Source organism: Priestia endophytica DSM 13796, assembly GCF_900115845.1.
GTDB classification, from domain to species: domain Bacteria; phylum Bacillota; class Bacilli; order Bacillales; family Bacillaceae_H; genus Bacillus_I; species Bacillus_I endophytica.
Map to the genome: position 1 here is coordinate 316,528 of NZ_FOXX01000001.1, position 24,741 is coordinate 341,268.

General features: G+C 37.5%; 26 protein-coding genes and 1 riboswitch. Of the genes, 2 read left to right on the plus strand and 24 right to left on the minus strand.

The window, feature by feature from the left end; translation table 11 throughout:
* Positions 1–6: 6 nt before the first annotated feature.
* The gene (gene sleB / locus BM012_RS01585; protein ID WP_061801843.1) at positions 7–978 is read right to left on the minus strand and encodes a spore cortex-lytic enzyme; all 972 of its coding nucleotides are present in this window, start codon (positions 976–978) and stop codon (positions 7–9) included.
* A gap of 192 nt (positions 979–1,170) precedes the next feature.
* Positions 1,171–1,845, minus strand: coding sequence for a glutamic-type intramembrane protease PrsW (gene prsW / locus BM012_RS01590; protein WP_061801844.1), 675 nt, complete (start codon positions 1,843–1,845; stop codon positions 1,171–1,173).
* A gap of 114 nt (positions 1,846–1,959) precedes the next feature.
* On the opposite strand from prsW, the gene BM012_RS01595 reads away from it, so the two are divergent.
* A complete protein-coding gene (locus BM012_RS01595) occupies positions 1,960–2,925 on the plus strand; it encodes an asparaginase (RefSeq protein WP_061801845.1) in 966 nt (321 codons plus the stop codon).
* A 28-nt stretch (positions 2,926–2,953) separates the two neighbouring features.
* On the opposite strand, the gene BM012_RS01600 is transcribed toward BM012_RS01595, so the two are convergent.
* The 9 genes from BM012_RS01600 to BM012_RS01640 all read right to left on the minus strand — a co-directional run bounded on the left by BM012_RS01600 (position 2,954) and on the right by BM012_RS01640 (position 11,852).
* Positions 2,954–3,913 carry a YpdA family putative bacillithiol disulfide reductase gene (locus BM012_RS01600; protein WP_061801846.1) on the minus strand — a complete coding sequence of 320 codons (960 nt, stop codon included), beginning with the start codon at positions 3,911–3,913 and terminating at the stop codon, positions 2,954–2,956.
* Positions 3,914–4,057: 144 nt separating this feature from the next.
* Positions 4,058–5,338 carry a Glu/Leu/Phe/Val family dehydrogenase gene (locus BM012_RS01605; protein WP_040056728.1) on the minus strand — a complete coding sequence of 427 codons (1,281 nt, stop codon included), beginning with the start codon at positions 5,336–5,338 and terminating at the stop codon, positions 4,058–4,060.
* Between the two features lie 204 nt (positions 5,339–5,542).
* Positions 5,543–6,142: a genetic competence negative regulator gene (locus tag BM012_RS01610; protein WP_061801847.1), complete on the minus strand. Its 600-nt coding sequence runs from the start codon at positions 6,140–6,142 to the stop codon at positions 5,543–5,545.
* Positions 6,143–6,263: 121 nt separating this feature from the next.
* Positions 6,264–7,169 (minus strand): MerR family transcriptional regulator, encoded by a 906-nt coding sequence (locus BM012_RS01615; protein ID WP_061801848.1) that lies wholly within the window; start codon positions 7,167–7,169, stop codon positions 6,264–6,266.
* 90 nt (positions 7,170–7,259) lie between these two features.
* A complete protein-coding gene (locus BM012_RS01620) occupies positions 7,260–8,012 on the minus strand; it encodes a metallophosphoesterase (protein ID WP_061801849.1) in 753 nt (250 codons plus the stop codon).
* Positions 8,013–8,175: 163 nt separating this feature from the next.
* Positions 8,176–8,634: a DUF2663 family protein gene (locus tag BM012_RS01625; RefSeq protein ID WP_061801850.1), complete on the minus strand. Its 459-nt coding sequence runs from the start codon at positions 8,632–8,634 to the stop codon at positions 8,176–8,178.
* Positions 8,635–8,702: 68 nt separating this feature from the next.
* Positions 8,703–9,272, minus strand: coding sequence for a CPBP family intramembrane glutamic endopeptidase (locus BM012_RS01630; RefSeq protein WP_061801851.1), 570 nt, complete (start codon positions 9,270–9,272; stop codon positions 8,703–8,705).
* The gene (locus tag BM012_RS01635) at positions 9,259–10,791 is read right to left on the minus strand and encodes a RecQ family ATP-dependent DNA helicase (RefSeq protein ID WP_061801852.1); all 1,533 of its coding nucleotides are present in this window, start codon (positions 10,789–10,791) and stop codon (positions 9,259–9,261) included. Before BM012_RS01635 ends, BM012_RS01630 begins: the two co-directional genes overlap by 14 nt.
* A complete protein-coding gene (locus tag BM012_RS01640; protein ID WP_061801853.1) occupies positions 10,782–11,852 on the minus strand; it encodes a YpbB family protein in 1,071 nt (356 codons plus the stop codon). The genes BM012_RS01635 and BM012_RS01640 overlap by 10 nt, the downstream gene beginning before the upstream one ends.
* A gap of 360 nt (positions 11,853–12,212) precedes the next feature.
* Between BM012_RS01640 and BM012_RS01645 the strand changes: the two genes are divergently transcribed.
* Positions 12,213–12,461 carry a ferredoxin gene (locus tag BM012_RS01645; protein ID WP_019391647.1) on the plus strand — a complete coding sequence of 83 codons (249 nt, stop codon included), beginning with the start codon at positions 12,213–12,215 and terminating at the stop codon, positions 12,459–12,461.
* Between the two features lie 37 nt (positions 12,462–12,498).
* Here BM012_RS01645 and BM012_RS01650 read toward each other — a convergent pair whose 3' ends face one another.
* The 13 genes from BM012_RS01650 to BM012_RS01710 form a co-directional block, all read right to left on the minus strand.
* Positions 12,499–13,095: an ECF transporter S component gene (locus BM012_RS01650; protein WP_061802318.1), complete on the minus strand. Its 597-nt coding sequence runs from the start codon at positions 13,093–13,095 to the stop codon at positions 12,499–12,501.
* Positions 13,096–13,238: 143 nt separating this feature from the next.
* Positions 13,239–13,359: riboswitch (FMN riboswitch) on the minus strand.
* A 104-nt stretch (positions 13,360–13,463) separates the two neighbouring features.
* On the minus strand, positions 13,464–14,153 hold the full coding sequence (locus tag BM012_RS01655; RefSeq protein WP_061801854.1) for a peptidoglycan DD-metalloendopeptidase family protein: 690 nt from the start codon (positions 14,151–14,153) through the stop codon (positions 13,464–13,466).
* A 120-nt stretch (positions 14,154–14,273) separates the two neighbouring features.
* Positions 14,274–14,831, minus strand: coding sequence for a sigma-70 family RNA polymerase sigma factor (locus tag BM012_RS01660; RefSeq protein WP_061801855.1), 558 nt, complete (start codon positions 14,829–14,831; stop codon positions 14,274–14,276).
* 123 nt (positions 14,832–14,954) lie between these two features.
* The gene (locus BM012_RS01665) at positions 14,955–16,721 is read right to left on the minus strand and encodes an ATP-binding protein (protein ID WP_061801856.1); all 1,767 of its coding nucleotides are present in this window, start codon (positions 16,719–16,721) and stop codon (positions 14,955–14,957) included.
* Positions 16,718–17,434: a response regulator transcription factor gene (locus BM012_RS01670; RefSeq protein WP_061801857.1), complete on the minus strand. Its 717-nt coding sequence runs from the start codon at positions 17,432–17,434 to the stop codon at positions 16,718–16,720. Before BM012_RS01670 ends, BM012_RS01665 begins: the two co-directional genes overlap by 4 nt.
* 124 nt (positions 17,435–17,558) lie before the next feature.
* Positions 17,559–18,743 (minus strand): c-type cytochrome biogenesis protein CcsB, encoded by a 1,185-nt coding sequence (gene ccsB / locus BM012_RS01675; RefSeq protein ID WP_061801858.1) that lies wholly within the window; start codon positions 18,741–18,743, stop codon positions 17,559–17,561.
* The gene (resB, locus tag BM012_RS01680; RefSeq protein ID WP_061801859.1) at positions 18,740–20,365 is read right to left on the minus strand and encodes a cytochrome c biogenesis protein ResB; all 1,626 of its coding nucleotides are present in this window, start codon (positions 20,363–20,365) and stop codon (positions 18,740–18,742) included. The genes ccsB and resB overlap by 4 nt, the downstream gene beginning before the upstream one ends.
* Before the next feature lie 12 nt (positions 20,366–20,377).
* Complete coding sequence (gene resA / locus BM012_RS01685) at positions 20,378–20,905, minus strand: thiol-disulfide oxidoreductase ResA (protein WP_061801860.1); 528 nt, start codon at positions 20,903–20,905, stop codon at positions 20,378–20,380.
* 90 nt (positions 20,906–20,995) lie between these two features.
* Entirely contained in the window at positions 20,996–21,730 is a 735-nt protein-coding gene (locus BM012_RS01690; RefSeq protein WP_061801861.1) for a pseudouridine synthase, read from the minus strand.
* 123 nt (positions 21,731–21,853) lie between these two features.
* Positions 21,854–22,387 carry a spore maturation protein gene (locus BM012_RS01695; RefSeq protein WP_061801862.1) on the minus strand — a complete coding sequence of 178 codons (534 nt, stop codon included), beginning with the start codon at positions 22,385–22,387 and terminating at the stop codon, positions 21,854–21,856.
* Positions 22,387–22,983 (minus strand): nucleoside recognition domain-containing protein, encoded by a 597-nt coding sequence (locus tag BM012_RS01700; protein ID WP_019391636.1) that lies wholly within the window; start codon positions 22,981–22,983, stop codon positions 22,387–22,389. Before BM012_RS01700 ends, BM012_RS01695 begins: the two co-directional genes overlap by 1 nt.
* 1 nt (position 22,984) lies before the next feature.
* Positions 22,985–24,121 (minus strand): D-alanyl-D-alanine carboxypeptidase family protein, encoded by a 1,137-nt coding sequence (locus BM012_RS01705; protein ID WP_061801863.1) that lies wholly within the window; start codon positions 24,119–24,121, stop codon positions 22,985–22,987.
* 122 nt (positions 24,122–24,243) lie between these two features.
* The gene (locus BM012_RS01710) at positions 24,244–24,714 is read right to left on the minus strand and encodes a DUF3907 family protein (protein WP_061801864.1); all 471 of its coding nucleotides are present in this window, start codon (positions 24,712–24,714) and stop codon (positions 24,244–24,246) included.
* Positions 24,715–24,741 lie beyond the last annotated feature (27 nt).

The following is a 24,741-nucleotide window of genomic DNA, read 5'->3' on the forward strand; positions in this document are numbered from 1 at the left end:
ACCTCTTTATCTACAGAATATATGTTTCCCTATTTTCTTAATTTGCGGTCTTGACCATATCCATGCACTTGTAGCAGTATCTGGATTAAAATAGTATTCTGCGTTTCCTGTTGGGTCCATGCCGTTTAAAGCATCTAGAACCGCATTCTTAGCCGTTGCGTTTGGAGTAAGCCAAATTTGACCATCAGCAACCGCTGTAAAGGCTCCAGGTTCAAAAATGACGCCTGCTGGAGTATCAGGGAACGACGGGCTTTCCGTACGGTTGATAATAACAGCTGCAACAGCAACTTGACCGATGTATGGTTCACCTCGAGCTTCTCCGTAGACAGCATTGGCCATCAAATTAATATCATTTTGTGAATACCCATCAGGAACATTTGCTGCTTGTGGTTTATTAGAGTTTCCTGTTTTTGTAGCAGATTGCTGTGTCCCTTGGTTTCCACCAGGGGATGATTGATTTCCATTAGCTCCACTACTTCCTTTTTGCCCAGCGTTATTTGGGCTTCCTTTAGACGTTCCACCTTTGGTAGAACCTCCGCCAGCCTGTCCGCCTCCTTTTGATCCACTACTTCCTTTTTTGGTCTGTTGATCAAGCGGAACATTTCCATAGTGCGAAAAATCTCGCCCTTTTCGAATTTGCTCTTTTACATATCCTTCATGATATTTTGTCGCAGCAACAAGTTTTCTCTTCATTTCAGGCCCTACTAATCCGTCTACTTTCATTCCAAATTCATACTGAAAGTTTCTTGATGCCCAGTACGTTCTCCATCCAAATACTCCATCAATTGGTCCAGTATAAAAGCCCACATATTGCAACCTTGACTGTAGCTCTATTACATCATTACCAACAGCTCCATGCTGAATTACTTGATTTGAAAAGGCTTTGGCTACATTTTTGTCAGAATAAGTTGGAATAAAGACCCATTGACATATGAATAGTACAAATAAAATATTCCTTACTTTACGAAACCGAATCATCCTATACCCTCCTAAATCATACCTGATTGATGATAAGAGTATTTTTTGTAAAGTCCGCTATTTTATTCAGATCTCCCCTTTCCTTCCCTCCATAAGAAAAACCCCTTAAAAGCAGGGGCTTTTAAGGGGTTTACTCGTTAAAATCATTTAATTTATCTTTTTTCCATAAACTTCTAAATTTTATCTTTCACTTCAAGAAGGCGTATAAAAATCGCTAATAGGTGGTTTTGTTTTTTTGGCTTTTTTTACTTTCCACAGCCCTAACGCCCATAAGAAAATCATGAATGGAATCATTAATACCATCCAATTATCAATCGATCTTAAGATATAGTCGTACATCCCATGAAGCAAAATGGGAATAAATAAAGAATACGCGAGCCATTTTCTACGGCTGCTTTTCCCAAAAAACTTTCCTTTTCCAAGATAGTATCCCATAACAACGCCGAAAAGAGCATGACTCGAGACAGGTAAAACTGCACGAGCAAAAGCGTCTTGCACACCGTTCGCAACAAGGTAAAGGATGTTTTCGGCAGTAGCAAAGCCTAATGAAACAGCGGCCCCATATACAATGCCGTCGTAGTGTTCATCAAATTCTACATGCTGAAAAATTGTAAAATATAGTACAAACCATTTAAAATACTCTTCTAAAAAGGAAGTTGTAAGAAAGGAATTTAAAAATGCCCCTTGCAACACTTGCTCTTCTTGCATGACATACTGTATAAACATAATAGGCAACACAAGGACTGCCCCAAAGATAAATGTTTTTAAGACAACTGAGATTGGCTCTGTTTCGTACTCATCTTTTAAATAAAAGTAGCTCAAAAGCGCCAGTCCAGGGGCAATGCCTGCTGAGATGATTGCGAGCATTCAAGCGCCTCTTTTCTCTTTTTTTTAATCGTACCATGTTCATTAGTGATTGAGAATGGTTTCAGTTAAAAGAATTTACTGTTCCTAGTTCATAATTCATAAGGAGGGATAAACATGCGAAAGATTCATATCATCCATACTGGCGGAACTATTTCTATGGAAGAAGACCAAAGGGGAGCTGTTAAACCAGGGGATAAACATCCGCTTAGCGATCTTTCGGGTTTATTTGATATTGAAATTGATGTTCAAATTTCAGAAATTTTTCGTCTTCCGTCCCCGCATGTAACACTTGCACATATGCGCCAGCTTGCAAAAGGGATTGAAGAAGCAATCCACAATGGAGGTGCCGAAGGTGTTGTGGTTACACATGGAACTGATACACTTGAAGAAACGGCATATTTCCTTGATCTTGTTCTACAACAAAACGTTCCTATTGTACTAACTGGTGCAATGCGTTCAAACAATGAGCTTGGAGCAGATGGACCCCACAACCTTTTTTCAGCTGTCGAAGTTGCGCTTTGTAAAGAAGCTGGAGATAAAGGTGTTCTCGTAGTCATGAATGATGAGATTCATACTGCAGCTAACGTTACTAAAACACATACAAGTAATGTGGCCACATTTCAAAGTCCTCAGTACGGACCGATTGGAATTGTAACAAAGCGCGGAGTAAATTTCCATCATGCTCCAACATCTCATGACCATTTTCCAATTAAAGAAACGACGAAAAATGTTATTCTCTTAAAAGCTTATGCAGGGATGGATGAACAGATTTTCCAAGCTCTCTCTTCTCTTAAAATAGATGGACTCGTTATTGAAGCCCTTGGTCAAGGAAACATGCCTCCTCAGACTGTACCACAGCTTCAAAAGTATATTGAAAAAGGCATTCCAATTGTTCTTGTTTCACGCTGTTTTAATGGCATTGCGCAAGATGTGTATGGATATGAAGGCGGTGGAAGAATGCTAAAAGAACTTGGAATCATTTTTTCAAATGGGTTGAACGGTCAGAAAGCTCGTATCAAACTCGCCCTTGCATTAGAAACAACTTCAAATCACGACGTTCTTTCTCAATATTTTACTTAATGAAAAAAGGCGACAATGCTCGCCTTTTTTATGAAATAATATGTTTGGCAATAAGACCTCCATGAAAGCGTCCATTTTCAATAAAGATTTCATTTGCATTATTTCCTGCTGCAATGACACCGGCAATATAAATTCCTTCAACATTCGTTTCCATTGTTTCGCTGTTAAAATGCGGGCGACCTGTTTCTTCATCACGCTTAACACCCATCTTATTCAAGAAGGCATGATCTGGATGATATCCTGTCATAGCGAAAACAAAATCATTTTTAATCTTATGAACTTCTGTTCCTTTTACATATGTGAGATGCGATTCCGTGATTTCTTTCACATTTGCTCCAAACTCCATTTGAATGGTTTCGTTGCGAACAAGGGCTTCAAACTCTGGCAGCACCCAAGGCTTGATGCTTGGTGAATATTCAGTACCACGGTATAACACTGTCACTCGCGCTCCTGCTTTTACAAGTTCAAGCGATGCATCAATACTTGAATTTTTCCCTCCGATCACCACAACATCACAGTTGTAATAAGGATGTGCTTCTTTGAAATAGTGAAAAACCTTTGGAAGATCTTCGCCCTTTACGTTCATGTAGTTTGGATGATCATAGTAACCAGTTGCAATGATTACCTTCTCTGCTTCATACGTTTCCTTATCTGTGAAAACATGAAACATTGCATTTGATTGCTTTTCCACTTTAACGACCTTTTCGAACGCATTCACGCGAATTTGTTTACGTTCAACAACTTCACGATAGTATGCAAGCGCCTGATTTCGCTTTGGCTTCCGATTTTCTGTAATAAAAGGAACATCACCTATCTCCAATTTTGCACTTGAACTAAAAAATGTTTGATGTGTTGGATAATGGTAGATTGCGTTTACAATGTTCCCTTTTTCAATAACAAGGGCATCTATCCCTTCCGCTTGCAGAGCAAGCGAGGCAGATAGTCCACAAGGGCCTCCTCCAACAATTATAACTCTTTCCTTCTTCATTGCCGCTCCTCCTTAGTCGTAAAAAAACTTCACTATTTATTAAACTGTATAAGAGCAATTAAAATTAAAGCTTTTTTCTTATAAATTAAAAAAATCTCCTAATCTATATTAGGAGATTTTTTGGATGGATGCAAATATAGGGCTTTAAATCCACCCTCTAAAACGAGAGGCTTCGGCCATTTTTCTAACACCAACCATATATGCAGCTAAGCGCATATCAACTTTTCTCGTTTTCGATATATTGTAAATGTTATGAAATGATTTGACCATTACTGTTTCCAGTTTTTGCTCTACTTCTTCTTCTGTCCAATAATAACCTTGATTATTTTGAACCCATTCAAAATAAGAAACAGTTACTCCGCCAGCGCTCGCTAGCACATCTGGCACAAGGAGAATGCCTCTTTCAGATAAAATTTTAGTCGCTTCAAGCGTTGTAGGTCCGTTTGCTGCTTCAACTACAATGCTTGCTCGTATATCATTTGCATTTTCTTCTGTAATTTGATTTTCGATAGCTGCTGGGACAAGAATATCACAATCAAGTTCTAAAAGCTCTTTGTTTGTAATTGTACTATCAAAAAGCTTTGTTACAGTACCAAAACTATCTCGTCGATCTAGTAAATAATCGATATCAAGACCGTTTGGATCATGAAGAGCTCCGTATGCATCGGAAATGCCAACTATTTTAGCTCCAGCATCATGCATAAATTTAGATAAAAAGCTACCCGCGTTTCCAAATCCTTGAACAACAACGCGTGCTCCTTCCAGTTCGATTCCTTTTGCTTTCGCTGCTTCACGAATACAAATTGTTACTCCTTTAGCTGTTGCTGTTTCACGACCATGTGAGCCTCCAAGCACAAGCGGTTTTCCTGTAATAAAACCAGGAGAATTAAATTCATCAATTCGGCTGTACTCATCCATCATCCATGCCATAATTTGCGAGTTTGTAAAAACATCTGGAGCTGGAATATCTTTCGTCGGTCCAACAATTTGGCTAATGGATCTTACATAGCCGCGACTTAAGCGCTCAAGCTCACCAAATGACATATTACGTGGGTCACATACAATACCGCCTTTTCCACCACCATAAGGAAGATCAACGATACCACATTTCAAACTCATCCAAATAGAAAGCGCTTTAACTTCTTTTTCTGTTACACCTGGGTGAAAACGAATTCCTCCCTTTGTTGGCCCAACAGCATCATTATGCTGTGCACGATAACCTGTAAAAACTTTCACAGAGCCATCATCCATACGTACAGGAATTTTCACTGTCATTAATCGTAAAGGCTCTTTCAAAAGCTCAAATACTTCTTCTGGATACCCTAACTTTTCTAAAGCACTATGTATAACAGTTTGAGTTGACTTTAATACATCGTTTTTGTCTCTATCATCATGTTCATTGGTTTGCATTTTATCGGCAACCATTTAGAGAACCTCCCACAGTCAAATATAGTAAATGGTGCTTCTTTCATGACATAGTATACACCTTTCATATGCTGATGCAAAGAGAAAAACGCAAATTTTCACATTTAAAAACTGACTTTATTGAAAGCGATTAAATCTTCTCTAGAAATTTAAAAAAAGAGCGACTATATGACGAACGTTCGTCATATAAAATCGCTCTTCTTTTCATGATGAAAATTTTTCAGCTATAAACGATAGCGCATTCTTTTCAAGGAGCATTTTCCCATATTCATGAATGCGATATTTTGTCAGCGTTGACGGATATCCATACTCAGCCAAAAGCGCTACAAGAGTTTCTGTATCCAAATCTTCTTCATTCTCTGTATCCACTAATAGATAAAAGTGTTTGCCATAAGAATAAAGCGTACCACTTTTCACATCTAAAGGGGAGAGTCGATTTGCAAGCTGGATAACGTCTTCAAAGGATGAAAATTCAAAGAAAATGTCCTGATTTTCATCAAGCGTTACCTGCATTTGAATATAGTCGTCCATGAAGTCATCATCTTCTTGGTCTGAGAGGTCTTCAGAACTTGTTGTTAAAATAACGACCATGCCCTGCGCTTGAAGAGCAAATACTTCAACAGCAAGCGACTGTGTTGGTTGAAAACCTAACTCTTCACTCGCCTGGTCAACCATATCTCTAAAAAGCTGCTGGACTTTTAACGAGTTGTTCCACATATCCTCTTTTGATAATCCGCGTTCTGTTAAATCATCAAACGTCAAGAAAATTTTTATCTTGTTATAATTCAGGCGCTCTAATCTCATCATACACCCTCCCCATTCGCCGAAACAACGACATTAACAGTTTAATATATGCACTTGTTGAAAAAGAGTTCATTCGTGCTGTTACAATAGAGTTTACATGTTTATAAGAAAGAAGACAACCTTATTGCATTTGAATCTCTGTTAATTTTATGTTAATCCAATGTTCCCATTCTTGTTTTGAATCACCAACAATAAAAGAAAGGATGCTTTCGTCTTCCACATTTGAAAAAGCAGTTCCCCCAAGGCCGATTGAAAGTGAAGGAAATTCCCGCTTCACTTCTTTTACAAGAGCTATTGTTTCTTCCTGGTTTTCTTTCATTGTGCATGACATAAACAATAAGGAAGGCTGAACTTCTCCAACAACTATTTTCACATCTTGATTATCGACGCTGCTCCCTAAATAAATAACTTCAAAACCTTTCATTTTTAGAAAGAGCGTAAAAATGAGTAATCCAACTTCGTGACGCTCATTTGGTCCACATACAGCAATTGCTTTTGGCATAATTGGTGGAGATGGAAAAGAATAAAGAATAATGCCAATTCTTGTTTTAATAAGCTGTGATGCATAGTGCTCATGGGCGCTTGTAATTTTCCCTTTCTCCCACAAATCTCCAATGGATATTAATAGAGACCCTAAAATATCAATAACTACCTTCTCAATTGAATAAAGACTAAAAGCTTGATCCATAAGCTGCTGAGCTCTTGTTTCTTGAAAAGATAAGAGAGCCCTCAAAAGATCTTCTTTGATTTTTGAGGTTGTTGTTGCTGTATCTTCTTCCTCTATTGAAAAAACAGCCTCTTTTTCAAGTAGCGAAACGGCTTGACTAATTGTAAAACCACTATTTACTTTGTCTGTTAACCATTTTATCGTTTTTAGGTCTCGATCCGTATACAACCGATGACCTGAATCATTACGGACAGGATCTACTATATTGTATCGTCTCTCCCATGCACGCAATGTTCCAGGCTGAACACCTACAAGCTGTGAAATTGCTTTTATATTATATTTTCCTTCTCTTGAAGCCATTGCAAACCTCCAAGTAAACATCGTTTCTTTATCTAGTTGAATTATACGTTACCATTATTTTTGTGTAAACGTTGTATACATTTTGTATCATTAGCTTGTAATTGTAATATGATGTGTCTGAGGCTTCGCGCCAAGTCTTAGAGGTACCTTCGTTGTACCATATCCATTACTTATTAAAATAGTCGTTCCATTTCTTGTATAAACTCCCCCATGCTCGTAAGGTCCCCATCCAAAAAAGCGAATTTGTCCTCCGTGTGTATGACCGCTTAAAATGAGGGAAATATTCATCTCCTCCTTTATACTTCTCATAATGAAAGGATTATGGCTCAAAAGTAAGCGAAAAGGAGCTTTTGCACCTTGAACAGCTTTTTCTAAATCTGCCTTTCGTTTTGAAACATCCTCAACGCCAATGAAATCAATCGAATGCTCTTTCAACAGATACGACTTTGATTCATTACGAAGGACAGTTACACCATTTTCTTCAAGCAACTCTGAAAGCTCATCTTCTCCTGCTTCATAGTCATTATTTCCCCATACAAAATAAACAGGTGCTAAGCTTTTTAGTTTTTTCACATTTTCTGCTACCTGAAGAAAAGGCACTTCCTCTTCCGTTAAGTCTCCCCCTATAATGACCGCGTCAACCTCATCTTTCATTTTCTCAATGAGTTTGTCATCTATTTTCCTTTTATGAACATCAGAAATAAAAAAAAGACGCAGTTTTTCACGAGCGGGAAACTGCGGGAAACGGAACGTATGATATACAATTCGGTTTTCAAATGCACTTTTCCACATGTATCCTAATAAAGCAACTGGAAACAACACAATGGAAAATATAAACTTCACGATATCTCCTCCTCTACTTCTCCTGCTTTTTCTTGGTGTACAACATCTGCGCTCCCTTAACAGTCACAAATGTTAGAGAAGAATTTTTGAAAATGTATTTTTTTATAAAAAGTATTCAAAACTTATACTATGAAAAAAAACGGAATATGGGTCTGTCCTATTGCTACTTATGCTCGTGATATAAATTCACATCAAACTTTTTCATCATCATTGCAAAGACGGCTTGTCTCGCTTCCCATCTAGTTGGCTGAGGCCAGTATTCCCCTGCTTTCTGAATAATTTCACATCGAAGCTCGTGAAACTCTTTTTCTGCCTTCTCACATTTTTCATGAACATATTTTAAATAGAAAAAAAGGCTTCCCATCATAAGAATAAACATAAAATAAATGGACCGTTCAAGCATATGAGTAAGAACGGATTGAAACGTTAACTGTTCTAAAGTTTGAAGAGAAAACCACGTGTACCCCATTATTCCAACCGCCAAAAGAAGCAATAGCCCCTGTAGCTTTTTTTCTTTTTTTGTTAACGTATCAAACTTTCTTTTCCGTTTCACGACGCTTTGTAATACAAACTTTGTCGCTTCATCTGTATGATGATCAAGCGCTTGAATTTCTTTCTCCATGCCCACTCCTCCTACATTCCGCTTTCTTAATATAGGTATGTGGTTGTCCTAGTCATTATTATGTTTTTTTATGCGTGTTCTTCTTTTTCAATATAGCGAATATATAAAGCAAGTACAAAATCAATTACAAAATGAGCCGTCATTGTCACAAGTAAGTTATCCGTCCACCAAAAAAGCAAGCCAATCATAAAACTCATTAAAACAACCGAAATAAACAGTACTGGTTTTGTTAAATAACGAACATGAATAAGCGCAAAAATAATACTTGCTCCAACAAGACCTATATGCGCTTGTACAACTCCTCGAAAAAGCAGCTCCTCTACAAAGGAAATAAGAAGACAAAGAAAGACAATATGCCAAAAGGAACGAGAGCGAAAAATTTGGCGATTGATTCCTCCATCATCATAAAGATGACTTGGCAGCTTTATTGTCAGTAAAAGATCAACTGCCACGACAACAAGGGCTGGAAGCATGCCAAATAAAAAAAGCTCTCGAAAGTCAAGCTGAAAATACTCCCCTAATTCTGCTGGTTGATCATGCAGAAAGAATAAGAGCCCAACTGTGAGAAGAAAGAGTAGCCCCTGTGTGCCATATAAACTCCAAACCAGCTCTCTATCACTATACTTAGAAGTATTCATATTTTTCCTCTTTCTGTCCTAACAGATGTGATAAATGATTTATCCAACTATACGTTTTTTTCTCATCATTCACAGATCCTTGTTCTTCATATGCTTCTTCATCAATCCCGCAAATGTCACAACATAATGGTGGAGTAGGCTCGTTATCGTTCTGAAAATAACTAAGGATAATGGAACGGCGACATGATTTTGAAAGTAGAAACTTCTTCATCTCTTTGAAACGAGCTTCTTTATCATGAAGCCTGCTTTCAACAGCTTTCTGGATATTATTAACCATTTCTTCTTTATGGTTCGTCTTCTCTAGTTTGTCATTTTTAATCATACCATTTTGCTGCAAGTGAAAACGAATAAAGCGCCAGTGAACTTCATTAATGCCATATGTCTCGATAATATCTCGATCAAGTAGCGAAACATTCGTTCCATCTTGGTACTTTTCTAATATAGATAAAACAGCATAGCATAACGAACGGTCAGGAAGTTCGCTACTCATAAGATGAAAAGCGAGCTCATCATCGCGTTCATCGTAAAGAACAACGGAAAAACTTTCTTTTCCGTCTCTCCCTGCTCTTCCCATTTCTTGAACGTAGCTTTCAAGCTGTGTTGGGGGATGGAAGTGGAGCACAAACCGAACATTTTTCTTGTTTACTCCCATACCAAATGCACTTGTGCAGCAAATCACATCAAGCTGATCATGAAGAAACTGCTGTTGAATCAAAATGCGCTCATTATATGGCATCCCCCCATGATAAAAAGCAACATTACTTACTCCATTCTCAAGCAAATATTCTGTTAAGTTTTCCGTCCAATTTCGGCTTGAGCAATAAATAAGGCAAGGTTTTTTCATTTTTTGCACATAGCGCAGTACATGCTCTTTTTTTTCTTCTATACTTTCAACTCGTTCAACTTTCATTCCAATATTAGGACGATTCACAGAATAAATAAGCTTTGTTACATCTTCTAAGTGTAAATGTGCTATAACATCCTCAATGACCGCTTCTGTCGCAGTTGCTGTTAATGCTAAACAAGTTGGACGCTCAAGTTTTTCCCACACTGATCCAAGCATTGAATATTCTAGCCTAAAATCGTGCCCCCATTGTGAAATACAATGTGCTTCATCAACAACAAAAAGAGCGATGCCAATTCGTTTCAAAGCATCCATCGTTCGGGGATTTTGTAATGCTTCTGGAGAAGCATAAATAAACTTATACTTTGAAAGCTCGTTCACTGCTTTTTTCCACTCTTTTTCCTGCAAAAAGCTATTCAAAGCAATCACACGCTTTTCTCCATTCATTTTAAGCTGCTGAACTTGGTCTTCCATCAGAGAAAGAAGCGGAGACACAATGAGAATCGGTTTGTTTATAATATAACCTGTGAGCTGATAACATAACGATTTCCCTGTTCCTGTTGGCAAAACAGCTATCGTATGCTTTCCCTCTAGAAGAGAACTTATCACTTCTTTTTGTCCAGACTTAAATGTTTGGTAACCAAACTTCTTAAAAAGAATATCTTCTAACTCCATGTGACTCTCCTTTCTTTAGTCAAATGAGCAAGCACAAGCCTAATCTGAAAATAAGTAATAGAAGATGACACTTCATCTTTGATAGGCTTTAATTTATTTGTATTGAGCTTCAAATAGACACGTTTAATTTCTTCTTGTTCATCATTTGTTACGTAGTCTGAGAGGCTAAAATCATCTACAAAAAGGGCAATTTCAGCTAAATGATCTTCAATCGTACTTTTTTTCAAGCGACGAATTCTCATAATGTCTTCAAATGACTTGTTTCTCTTCATAAGTTCATATGTTGCCTTAGCTGACGATGTTAAGGGAAGAACAACATTAAAATCAGTTAATAATCCTTGTAGTAACTTGTACAAATCCTTCTGCTTTTTCAACATATGAATGATAAAATGCACCGTTGCTAATTGGCAAAGATGCACATAGTGCTCATCAATATTATACTCTTTCGCAATTTGAACGTTTGTTTCTCCTGCATACTGATATCCTGAAAACTGTCGCACAAATATCTCTACATTAAGCTGTGGGGTTTCCTTCAAAATATCTTTTAGTTCTTGAAAGAGTTGATGAGCTAATTCAGTCCGATTCTGCCCATTTCGCACAAGAAATTTTTTTAACCATCTTAGCGTTTCTTCATCTCTTGTCACAGGAACAAATTTCTTCTCTTTGTAAACTAAATTCGAAGCAGTTTGGAAAAGAACAAGAAGACGTTTCCAAAAAGGGTATGTTACATTGGCATACTGCCAGCCGTTCAGTGAAGATGGAAGTTCATTAGTCGTTAACCACTTTTGTACATATTCGTGACCTTTTTCTGTAACCTGATAAACATGTTCCCCTTTGGAGATAATAGTCTCTCTTTGAACTAAGGTTGTGATCATACTATCAAAGGATGGTTTTCTTAAATAAGGAAAAGATTGGAACAAAAAAGATAGACCGTAGATTTGCCCATCTTGGATTGTTTGGGCTGATTTCTTTCCTTTTAATAAATGATAAACGCCATATATTGTACGCTCTTCTTTTAAGCGTTGAAGACAAAATAACATTACAATATGAAGAGAATTCATAATAGATACGCTTCTCCTTATAACATTTCTTTTTTCTTTATTTTAACATGCATTTGTTTTTCACACACTTTTTTCCCTTTGCATAGCCTATAAAGATCCATTGAAAAATAAGGACAATTCCTATTCGTTTTTCCTTACGCCTTTTCGGGTAATACTATAATGAACAGAATGAATTAGTTCAACAAGATGTTCCTTGTAGCTTGTTGTTAAGATAAGCATTAGGATGACAGAATGATTTTTCTATTGAAAACTTATCCAAACAGCCGTACAATGTTTAATGAGTATGAAACGTATTGTTTCGTGATAACTACAATAATCATAAAATTTATATGATGGATAGAATTTTAGGAGGTCTTTATAATGGCAAAGTATACGATTGTTGACAAGGACACATGTATTGCTTGTGGTGCATGTGGAGCTGCAGCACCTGATATCTACGACTACGACGACGAAGGTATTGCATTTGTAACATTAGACAACAATGAAGGCGTTGTAGAAGTACCGGAGGCACTTGAAGATGACATGATGGATGCATTTGAAGGATGCCCAACTGAGTCTATCAAAGTAGCGGACGATCCTTTTGAAGGCGACGCTCTTAAATACGAATAGAAAAAAGCTCGTTAGGAATTATCCTAACGAGCTTTTTTTATTTTGAAACAGATGTTGAAGGATGAATAGAGCGTTTTGCAATCCAAGTGTGCATTTTAGCATACATAAGACCAAACAGAACTCCGACAATAGCACCTTTAACAATGTTGAATGGGAAGATAGCCGTTGTAACTGTTGCATAAAGCATTTTATCTGACATCGCTGGTGCTTGTAAAAACCATGTGTAAGCCGGTAAAATAACATAATAATTAAGAATGCTCATAACAATTGAAGTTAAAATAGTTCCTACTGCAAGACCGAGCGTAATGCTTTTACGGTTGCGAAACTTGCGAAACATGAGCGCAACGGGCACTATATATAAAACTCCAGCGATAAAATTAGCAAGCGATCCAACTGGAACACCTGTCATGCTTCCTTGAACAGCATAATACAGGAAGTTTTTAATTGCTTCAACTGCAATTCCCGCTAGCGGTCCAAAAACAATTGCTGCAATAAGAGCAGGAAGCTCACTGAAGTCAATAAGCAAAAAGCTTGGGAAAATAGGGATAGGAAAATTAAGCATCATCAATACATAAGCAATACTGCTCAGCATTCCTATCGCAACGAATTTTTGAGTCTTTTTATTTTTGTTCATAATCCTCTCTCCTTCTTTGCGATCCATCTCAAAGAAGAAAGGCTCTTGTATTAAACGCAAATAAACTCCTTCATAAATAACTGAAGGAGTTAGCAGAGCTCGTTTAATAAACGTTTAGCCATTAAAAAGTTAAACGTTTGAACCTCCACCTTCTCCCTTCCAGACTGTACTGTCGGCTTTGGAATTTCACCAAATCCTGCTTTCAATGAAAGCTCGCGGGCTATAACCGCCGGTCGGGAATTTCACCCTGCCCCGAAGATGAACCATATGTGATTTTATGTTCATTATAACTTTTCTCGAATTAAAAGTAAATTATAAAAACCTTTTTCCTTTCCTTAGCAATAAAAGATCTCCTTTTAGGAGACCTTTTATTGCTGAACGATAAGCTTTTCTCCAGCATAAATCGTTGTTTCATCTAAGTTGTTCCATGCTTGTAAAGTTGAAACTGATACACCGTATTTCTCAGCAATATTTGATAACGTGTCCCCTTTTTGAACAGTTGTTTTCACTTTCCCATCATTTGTTGTCTCTCCATAAACAGACTGAAAAACTTCCCTTATAACTCCCCCTCTTAAATAAGCATAAAGCTTTTCTTCATCAAGAAGAGGAAGAGGATCAACGGCGTTTGTTTTATGTTCATTCCAATTTCCTTTATGTACTTCAAAATGCAGATGACTTCCCGAAGAACGACCTGTACTTCCAACTTCACCAATTATTTGACCTTTTCTAACTGTGTCACCTTGCTTTACCAGACGCTTGTGCAAATGAGCGTATACTGCTTCGTATCCATTGTTTTGTTTAATAAAAACAACGTTTCCATATGTTGAGGAAGGGTAGGATTTCGTCACTTTACCGTCTGCAACTGTTTCAACATTTGTTCCAATAGGAGCTGCAATATCAATGCCATAATGCTTAGCATGACGTGTGCCAAATAAGTCTGTTAATATTCCCTCAGTTGGCCAAATCCACTGTTCGGCTTCTTCAGCATTTCCCTGTACAGACCCGCTTCCAACTATAAAAGCGACTATTGTTACAATTCCAAATATGCGTGCTTTCATCGCTGTAGTTCCTCCTAAAAAACATGTTTAGTCCCTGCCTTAAACTGTGCCTACCATTTTAAGACATCTCCCATATACTTTACGATTTTTAAGAGTTTTATCCAGAAAAATGTTAAAAAGTTAATGTTGTACATTATACTTTCTTGACTGTATTTCACGATTACATTTACGCTTTCTTCCTCCACTCATTTCCGCCCTTAACGCTTTAATGGCTCGATGCTGCGTTGTTTTCACTTTACTTTCTGACCACCCTAAAAAATGGGCAGTCTGTCCAACAGATAATCCACGAATAAAACGACAAAGTAAAACAAGCTGAAAATCATTTTTGCACGTGCTGAGCCTTTCATACAGCTGCTGTATCTCTTCCTTGATGAGGGTATGTTCTTCTGGAGAAGGAGATTCTTCATAACAAATGTGCTTCCGCCAACTTGATAAAAGACGACACTCTTTTAAACCTTTTTCTTTTCTAAAATAGTCTATTGCAATATTTTTAGCAATTGCAAAAAGCCATGTCTTTTCACTACAGTTTCCTTCAAATTTACTACATGATTTCAAAACACGTATGTACACTTCCTGTGCTAAATCTTCTGCTTTCTCTCGATTTTTAACTGTATATACTAAAAATTGAAGTAAATCTTGATGATATGTTATATATAGCCGCTCAAGTACAGTGTTCATCATCTATCCCCCTCCCCTATGCTTTCTAAAAGGGTTAAAATACTAATAAATGGTAATTTAACTTTACCTAAATGAAAAGAAAAAAGCTAGAAAAAGATGGCTCTTTTCTAGCTTTTTTTCTTTCTATTGTGGCAGTCGAATTGAAAACGTTGTGCCTTTTCCTAACGTACTATGAACTCGAATTGTTCCCTCATGAGCCTCAACAATATTTTTAGCAATCGCAAGTCCAAGACCAGTTCCTGCTTTTCCTCTTGTTCTTGCTTTGTCGCCTTTATAAAAACGTTCAAAAACAAATGGCAAATCTTCTTCAGCAATACCCGCTCCTGTGTCCTGTACTTTAAGAGAAAGGGCACTAGGTAAACTTTCGACTTCTAATGTTACAGCTCCTTCTCCCTGCGTATGACGAATAGCATTATCAATAAGATTTGTTAAAACTTGCTCTAGCTTGTCCGCATCCATTTTCACTTCTTGTCTTTGAAGTGATTCTAACAATAAATGAAGCTCAATATTCTCTTCTTTTGCAACACCTTGAAACTTCCGAAGCACTCGTTCTGTAAATGATTCAATGTCTACTTCATCAATTGAAAGTCTAATATGACCCGCTTCCATTCTTGCTAAATCTAACAGTTCATTTACAAGACGACCCATCCTTAATGATTCATCATGAATAACTTTTGCAATTTCTTTCATTTCTTCTTCTGTTGAAGCAATATCATCAACAATTGCTTCACTGTAGCCTTGCAGCATTGATATAGGTGTTCTTAATTCATGCGAAACATTAGCAACAAAATCTTGACGAAGCTTATCAAGTCTGCGCTCTTCTGTCATATCCCTGATAACAGCAACAGCTCCACGTATTTTTGTTTGATTATACAGCGGAGACATTAGGATAACCCATGTTCTTCCTTGTACTGTCATCTCAGTTACTTGCTCCTGCTCTGTTTGAACAACTTCTTCTAACAAACGCTGCACTTTTGATGAAAGACCTGATGCATTTGTAATATCAATTTTTTGTTCATAGAGAGAAGCTTGCAAAAACTGTTCGGCAGGTGGATTTGTAATAAGAATAGTGCCATTTCGGCTAAATGTAATAACTCCATCTGCCATACTGCTTAAAATACTTGAAAGCTGTTCTTTTTCTTGATTCAATGCATTTAAATTATATTTAAGCTGACGCCCCATTTGATTGAAAGCAATAGCGAGCTCTCCAATTTCGTCATACGTTAAAATAGGAACTTTTGTATCAAAGTTTCCTTTCGTTACTTCAAATGCAGCTTGTTTCATTTTACGAAGGGGAGCTGTAATTCTTGTAGAAAGGAAGAAGGCAAAAATTGTCGTTAAAATAATAGCAATCCCAGCTGCTAAAAGAATAAATTTTGTTGTTTGACGAGAAGGCTCTTGGAGATAAGAAAGAGGCTGATATAAATATACGGCTCCTTTCTCTCCAGAAGACATTGTAAACGGCATTGAAACGATATAGATTTGATCTGATTGCCCTTCTTTCGAAAGGTTTAGGGTTGTTTCTTTCTTCCGCATCTCTGTTCCATTTGCACTGTTTTTGAAATAGCTGTCTTCTTTTAAGAATTTCTCAATTTGCTTTTTGTCTTCTCGAATATTCGGTGAAAAGCTATATTCATTTCCTTTTTGTACGATAATATTTGCATCATCAATGAGATTCCATGTTGCCTTTAAAGCTAAATCTCCATCTTTCATTTCTTCTACAAAATGAGCAACTTGCTTGCTTGTACTGTTCAAATCCTCTTCGGCTTGATCAACAATATAGTTTTCGAAAAACTCAAGAAGTAAAATGGTTAGAATGAATAAAACGACAGAAAGAAGCAGAATGATTGTAATCCAAAGCTTCCCTACAACACTTCGCCAAAGTCTCATTCATTGCCAACCTCAAACTTGTAGCCAACTCCCCATACCGTCACAATCATACTTGCTGCCTTTTCTGATTTTCGGTTCAATTTTTCACGGAGTCTCTTCACATGTGTATCAACCGTTCTTAAATCTCCAAAAAAGTCATAATGCCATACTTCACGAAGAAGATGCTCCCGATCGTATACTTTGTCTGGAGATTTAGCGAGGAAACAAAGAAGCTCGTATTCTTTTGGTGTTAAGCTTACTTCTTTTCCTTCAGCTGTAACCCGATGGGCATCATTATCAATTGTAAGGTGTGGGAATACAAGCAAGTCTTTTGCTTTTGTTTCCGTTGTTAAATATGACGTTTGAGATGAGCGGCGCAGAAGAGCTTTTACGCGAAGTACAACTTCACGTGGACTAAATGGTTTTACAATATAGTCATCTGCTCCAATTTCAAATCCTTGAACCCGGTTTGCTTCTTCCCCTTTAGCTGTTAGCATTGCAATTGGTGTAGATTTTTTCTCTCTTATAATTCTGCATACTTCAAGTCCATCTTTTCCAGGCATCATAATATCAAGCAAAATCATGTCATAGTCTGTCTCAAGCGCTTTTGCTACTGCATCATCCCCATTTGAAGCTTCATCAATAGCATATCCTTCACGCTCTAGGTACATTTTCAATAGTCTTCTAATTCTTTCTTCATCATCTACGATTAAAATTCGTGCAGCTACGTCCATTTTCTTACCTCCTAGTTTCTCTTATGTACGACTTATTATCGTTTATTGTACTCCTAGATTCATCCCTATCATACGTTTTTATGTCCTTTCTCTGCAATTGAAAAACCTTCACAGCTGTGAAGGCTTAAGCATATGAATGAAGCCCTGCTAAAATTAAGTTAACAGCAATAAGGTTAAACATAATAATGGCAAAGCCTATAACAGCAAGCCATGCTGATTTTTCACCATGCCATCCTTTTGAAAGACGGAGATGTAAAAACGCTGCATAAAAGAGCCATGTAATGAGAGCCCAAACTTCCTTTGGATCCCATCCCCAAAATCTTGTCCACGCTATTTGAGCCCATATCATCGCGAAAATAAGAGCACCAAGAGTGAATATTGGAAACCCAATTGCTACAGAACGGTAGCTAATTTCATCTACTAACTCCGAGTTTGCATTTCGTACAAGCGGTTTTAAAGCTTCTCCAAGCCTTCTACGTAAAACCAATCGTAATACTACGTAGAGAATCAAGCCGCCAATGATGGACCAAATGCATGTATTAAGTTTAGCTGCATTAATAAGTGCAGGCACTTCTACAAATGGGCTCAATTTTCCTCCTGTTACAAGCTCGTGTTCGTTTGGTCCAACAAGTGCTGGAAGATGATACACTGCTTCTGCTTTCTCACCATGCTTATCAACCCATGAAAACGTTGCTTCATAATCCGCAATTCGAAAAGATGAGGTAATAATGACGAATGCAAGTGTTGTAACAAGGCTATACAACACAACTTCAAGCCAAAACGTCCTCTTCCCTTTTTTAGTTTGATCAACTTCCTTAATTAAATAGATAAGCCCTGCTGCAAAGCTAACGGCTAAGATGGCTTGACCAAGCGCTGTTGTTGTAACATGAATATAAAGCCAGTGACTTTGCAACGCGGGAATAAGAGGTGAAATATCCCGTGGGAACATGCTTGCATAAGCAATGAGCAAAAGGGCGATAGGAAGGGTAAAAACCCCAAGTGAACTTAATCTATACATAAAGTATAGCAAAATAAATGCCCCAACAAGCATAAGTGAGAAAAACGTCATAAATTCGAATAAATTACTCACAGGAACGTGTCCTGCTGCAATCCATCGGGTGACAAAATAACCTGCTTGTGCGACAAATCCTACAATCGCTAACGAAATACCAAATGTTGTAAATTTATTTTTTCCATTGTTGCGCTCTACTTTTTTTGATCTGATAGCTCCCCCGAAAAAAAGCGTTGCAATTAAGTAGACGATAAAAGCTGTATAAAGTAAGTTTCCACTTAAACTAACTAAGTTCATGCTTTATCCCCTCCCTTTTTCTTTTCTTGCTGATCCTCTGGCATCACAATTGCTGTTCCTTCTATTACTTTTACAAGCTCTCGTTTTAGTCCAAACCAGTTTTTGTTTGTATGACTTGCCATAAATAACCCTTGAGCTGTATGTCGGACCCAAATACGACGATGATTCCAATACATACCTTGAATAACTCCAATCATAAAGATTAATCCACCTAGTCCTAGTATCCAAAGGGTAGAGTCTTTATGAACAGTAAGCCCTGTCACATTTTTCGTATCAATTCCTGCAAACGTCATCTTATACTTATTCTCTCCTAGAGGTTCGACATTTTGTCTAATGGCTACAAAACTTGTTTCTCCCTCCTGCCGATCTGGGGTAAACATTTTAAATACAAAAGCCGGATTTGAAGGAGTTTTCGTTTTTGTATCAGGATTTCCTTCTTCATTAAAATAAAAATCAGGAAAATAGCTTAAAATCTCCACTCTATAGCCCTGTTTTAGCTCATACGTATCTTTTGGATTATGTAAATCAATGGAGATTGTTCCAAAGCTTTCTCCACTTTGTTTGTCGTCTAACGATAACTTCATTTCACTTAGCTCATTTAACCGGTAATCAACTTGATAAACAGCATATCCATCAAATTTTAAAGGCTCATTCACTTTGATAGGAAAGTCTTTTTGTTTTACAAGTTTCTGATCTTCTCCCGCAATCTTCCCTTCTTGCCCTTTATAAAGGGTTACGTCTGTTTGATAGTTTTTAGCTACCGCTCCAACGCGATCGATTGTTTTTTGAAATACTTCATCAGAATCTTTTCCATACTCCTCATAGATAAATTGATTATTTTCCAAAAAATATTCCCCATTTGTACCGGGAATGGCCTTTGTTTCTCCTTCACGAAGCCACATTGTTTTATCAATATACATCCCTGGAACAACCCTAAGCATTGCTCCAATAAGAAAGATAATAAGTCCAATGTGATTAACATAAGGACCCCACCTTGAAAAACGCCCTTTCTCACCTAACAAGTTGCCTTCTTCTTTTTTAACCCTGTATCCTCTCTTTTTTAACCGTTCTTCTACCTTATTAATATCAGATTCTAGCGGATTTTCGGTTACGCTAAAAAAACGCTGTCTTTGTAAAAAAGATTCATGTCGGGTGACAAGCTGCTTTTTCAATGCTCGATGAAGGGGAATAACTCGGTCTAGACTACAGATAACAAGGGAAATCCCAATCGAAGCAATAAGAAGTAGATACCACCATGAGCTGTATAAATTGTGAAAACCAAGCTGATAGTAAAGAGCACCAAGTGTTCCGTATTGTTCTTCATAATAAGTCGAAGGATCTGCATTAATCGGAATGTACGCTTCCTGAGGATAAATCGTTCCAAAAGCTGAGGCAATAAGAGTTAAAACAATAAGCCATATTCCTACTTTCACAGACGAGAAGAAGTTCCAAATATGATCAATTACTGTTTTGTTATACGTCTGCGATCTTCTCGCACTTCCTTCATACCGCATATCTAACAGCTTTTTAGAATTTTCGCCATTTGTTGGTTTTCCACATGCTTCACATAAAATTGTTCCGTGTGGATTCACATGGCCACATTCACATTTCACTTCTTTCATGTTTCAAACCTCCTATGGCTTTATGTTATCCATATATTCCTTGATTTTTTGTTCATCAAGTCCACCTTCAAAAATCTCAACAATCTCCCCTTTAGAATCTATTAAAATAGTTGTGGGCAAAGGACCAATGTCATATGCGGTCTGCACTTCTCCACCATCATCAATCATCACAGGGAATGTAAGGCCGTAACTTTTCGAAAACCGATTAACAGCAAGCTCAGTCTCATCTGCATTTACAGCTAGAATTTCGACTCCTTTGTCTTTAAACTGTTCATACTGATTTTGCATCACGGGCATTTCTTTTGCACAAGGCTTGCACCACGTTCCCCAAAAATTTAAGAAAACGCCTTTTCCTTCATAATCTGAAAGCTTATGCTTTTCTCCGTTTAAATCTTCTAGTACAAAGTCAGGCGCTTTTTCCCCAACCACAACTTTCTCTTTTTCAGCAAAAAATTGAGCGTACATTGTATAGCCAACAGCGCTAAACAAGATGGACAAAATAATCGTTCGAACGAGGAGACGTCTTTTTTTCTTTTTCATAAAATCCCCCTTTACATCGATAAGTTATCCGCTTACATATGTTCCTTTCACCATACTTTAGTATGGTGAAAGGAGCATGAAGCAGTTGCTTCACACTCGCTCTTTTCCTGTATCCGCAAGCGAATTTAATTTTTTCACTTCATGTGGAGTAAGTTCTCTTGCCTCTCCTGCATTTAAACCAACTAAATCTAAAAACGCATAGCGTTCACGCTTTAACTTTACGACCGGATATCCAATTGTTTCAAGCATGCGACGCACTTGACGATTTCTTCCTTCATGAATAACAAGCTCTACAATCGATGTTTGCTTTCGCTTATCAAAGGAAAGAACACGTACTTTTGCTGGTGCTGTTACACCATCCTCAAGACGTACTCCTTTTTCTAGCAAGCGAACTTCGTGCTTTTGTGGAATGCCTTTCACTTTTGCAATATATGTTTTTTCAATTTCATATTTTGGATGCATAAGATGATTTGCAAAAGCTCCATCATTTGTCATAAGCAAAATACCTGACGTATCGTAATCAAGACGTCCAATTGGATAAATGCGTTCTTCTACATATGGAAAATAATCTCGTACAGTTTTACGATCTTTATCATCTGTTACACTCGAAATAACCCCTGTTGGTTTATATAATAAGAAATAAACAGGTTTCTCCTGTTCAATTTGTACTCCCTCAACTTCAACACGGTCCTGTGGCTTTACTTTTGTTCCCAGCTCTTTAATTACTTTGCCATTGACTCTCACTTTTCCTTCTAAAATAAGCTGTTCTGCTTTTCTTCTTGACGCAATTCCTGCGTGTGCAATCACTTTTTGTAATCGTTCCATCGTTATTCACCTCTTGTACATCTTACTTGTTTCATATATGTTGTACAAGTAGTTTTCCTTTAAAAGCTCATTCTTATCATCCATATACGGTAAAAAAGCTTCTTTTACAAAGAAGCTTTTTCATCATGCCCCAAATATAAGCGTTACAATAACAATTGCAGCAATAATTCCGACTAAATCTGCAAGCAGGCCAACTTTTACGGCGTCCCCCATTTTTTTAACTCCCACCGCTCCGAAATAAACGGTTAACACATAAAACGTCGTATCTGTACTTCCTTGCATAACGGAAGCAAGCCGCCCAATAAAGGAATCTGGTCCATACGTTGCAAGTAAGTCAGACGTCATTCCAAGAGCCGCATTTCCTGAAATAGGACGAATAAGTGCAAGCGGCACAATTTCAGGAGGAACGCCAATCGCAAGAAGCATTGGTTTTAAAAAAGAAAGAAGCCATTCCATCGCTCCTGAAGCTCTAAAAATAGAAATAGCTACAAGCATCCCAACTAAATAAGGAATAATGGAAAATGCTAAGCTGATTCCTTCTTTTCCGCCTTCAACAAACAGCTCGTACGTTGGTATTTTTTTAAAAGTAGCATAAATCAGAATAAAACCAATAATAAGCGGAATGAGCAAAATCGAAATAAAATTTACGATTTCCATTACTTTTTCCCACCTTTTTTCAAGCGACGAAGATAAAAGAAACGATCAAGTAAAATAGCACCAAGCATGGAAACACAAGTTGCCAGAAGCGTTGCTCCAATAATTTCAGCAGGACTTTCTGATTCATACGTAATGCGGAGAGCAATGACCGTTGTTGGAACGAGCGTTATACTCGATGTATTAAGAGCTAGAAACGTGATCATTGAGCTGCTTGCTTCATTTTTTCCATTATTTGCTCGCTTCATCTCTTCCATTGCTTTAATTCCAAGGGGTGTTGCAGCATTGCCAAGTCCAAACATATTAGCCATCATATTTGACAAAATGTAGCCAATGGCTGGATGGTCTTTCGGAAGCTCTGGAAAAAGCCTTGAAATGAAGGGACGAGCTAAGCGAGCAAGTTTCACAAGCAAACCTGCTCCCTCAGCAATTTTCATTAACCCAAGCCAAAATACAAGAACACTAATAAGACCTAAACTAATCGTTACAGCCTCCTGGGCTCCTTGAAAAATAGCCTTATTTACTTCTTCTACTTTTCCATTCACAACCGCAAATACTAAGCCAATAACCGTGAGCAAAACCCAAATAATATTAACCATGCTACTGTACTCCTTGGCCTATAAAGAACAGCTCTTTTGCTTTCTCAAAAAACGACCCTGTTTCTTTTCCTCCATGATCATAATAAATAGGCATCTCACCAAGAGCTTTGCCATCTAAAGAAATAGAAATCTTCCCAACAATCTGTGGGACATTTCTTTCATCTTTCCATTCCTTTTTTCTTGGTTTTAAAAGGGTAAGCTTCGTTTTTACTTTTTCCTGCTCTTTTTCTGTAAGAGGATAAATAAAATCTCTCTTTACATAAAGTTTGTCTTCATAAAACTTATTTTTCACACCTTCAATCTCACCTTCTTGTACAACTTTTGTTGCTTTATAGTTGTCGAACCCCATGTTGTACATGTAGATGTGATCATCCCAGTCACTCGGTGCATTAATCGTTACAGCAATGAGGTCTAAATCATCTTTCTGTGCTGATGAGACAAGCGTTCTTTTCGCTCTTTTTGTATATCCTGTCTTTCCGCCTGTTGTATGTGGATAAAGGCTTGTAAGGAGCTTATTTTTGTTTTTAAATACGCGTACATGTGCTCCGCTTTTAGTTCGATATGTTTTCGTTCCAGAGATTTCTCGGAACTTTTTGCTGTTCATCGCATACTTCATTAAAATGGCCATATCATACGCTGTTGAATAGTGATTTTCATGATCATCAAGACCGTGTGGATTTGCAAACTCTGTATTTTCCATACCAATCTCAGCTGCTTTTTGGTTCATTAAGTAGACAAAGCCTTCTTTACTTCCTCCAACATGCTCTGCAATAGCTTCTGCCGCGTCGTTACCAGACCTAAGCATAAGACCGTAGACTAAATCCTCAAGTAAGATTTTTTCGTTTTCCTCTAGATAAATAGCAGAACCTTCTGTTTGAATGGCTTCTCGGCTTACTTTTACTTTTTTATTCATTTCTCCAGACTCCACCGCCAAAATGGCCGTCATAATTTTAGTGATGCTTGCAATACGACGCTTTTCATGAATGTCTTTTTCATACAAGATTCTTCCTGAGCGCTGATCTATTAGTATAGCGCTCCGTGCACTAACATCTCCTTGAGCTTGACTCTTTAATGGAAAGGTACCAGCAAGAAATATAGTGACTATCATATAGCAAAGAATTTTTTTATAACCCTTCATCGTCTCCACGTCCCTTTAGCACATCATTTGTTTGTACAAGTTTATGCCTGTCCGTTTGTTGATATGATTAAAAATAAAGAAGAAAAAACGCCAGCACATGTGCTGACGTTTTTTTTCTTTATTTAATTAGCAAAATAGTTTTTTTCATACATTTGAAGTTCTTCCTGTAAAGAGAGGAAAGGCTCTTCAATGTTCCGAAACAGGACGTGAACAGAGTTTGGTGCCTCAAATCGAAAGTGAATTGCATCACTTCCTGTGTATGATGCCCTACTGTTCTCATACCACAAGTCATTTTTAGGATTGAAAAACTCAAGTACACAGCGCTGGTAAATTCGTTTTAATAGCTGCTGAGCTTGAGCGGAAGGTACGGCTTTGGTTGTTAAAAACATTGTACAAGCTTCTTTTGCTTCTAAGCAATGTACAGAAAGACGACGCAAGTCTGATAAAAGGAGCGGATATTCCTCTTTTTCCTTTCCTTCTCTCTCAAGAACCGTAATGTTTGTGTAATTTAAATAATGCTGAAGCTTCTGTTCAATGACGGAAAGCTTTGTTTGTGCAAATTCAACTTGTTTTTGCACGGCATGTTCCTGCATTTTTTCGCCTCCGAATATCTTTACTCT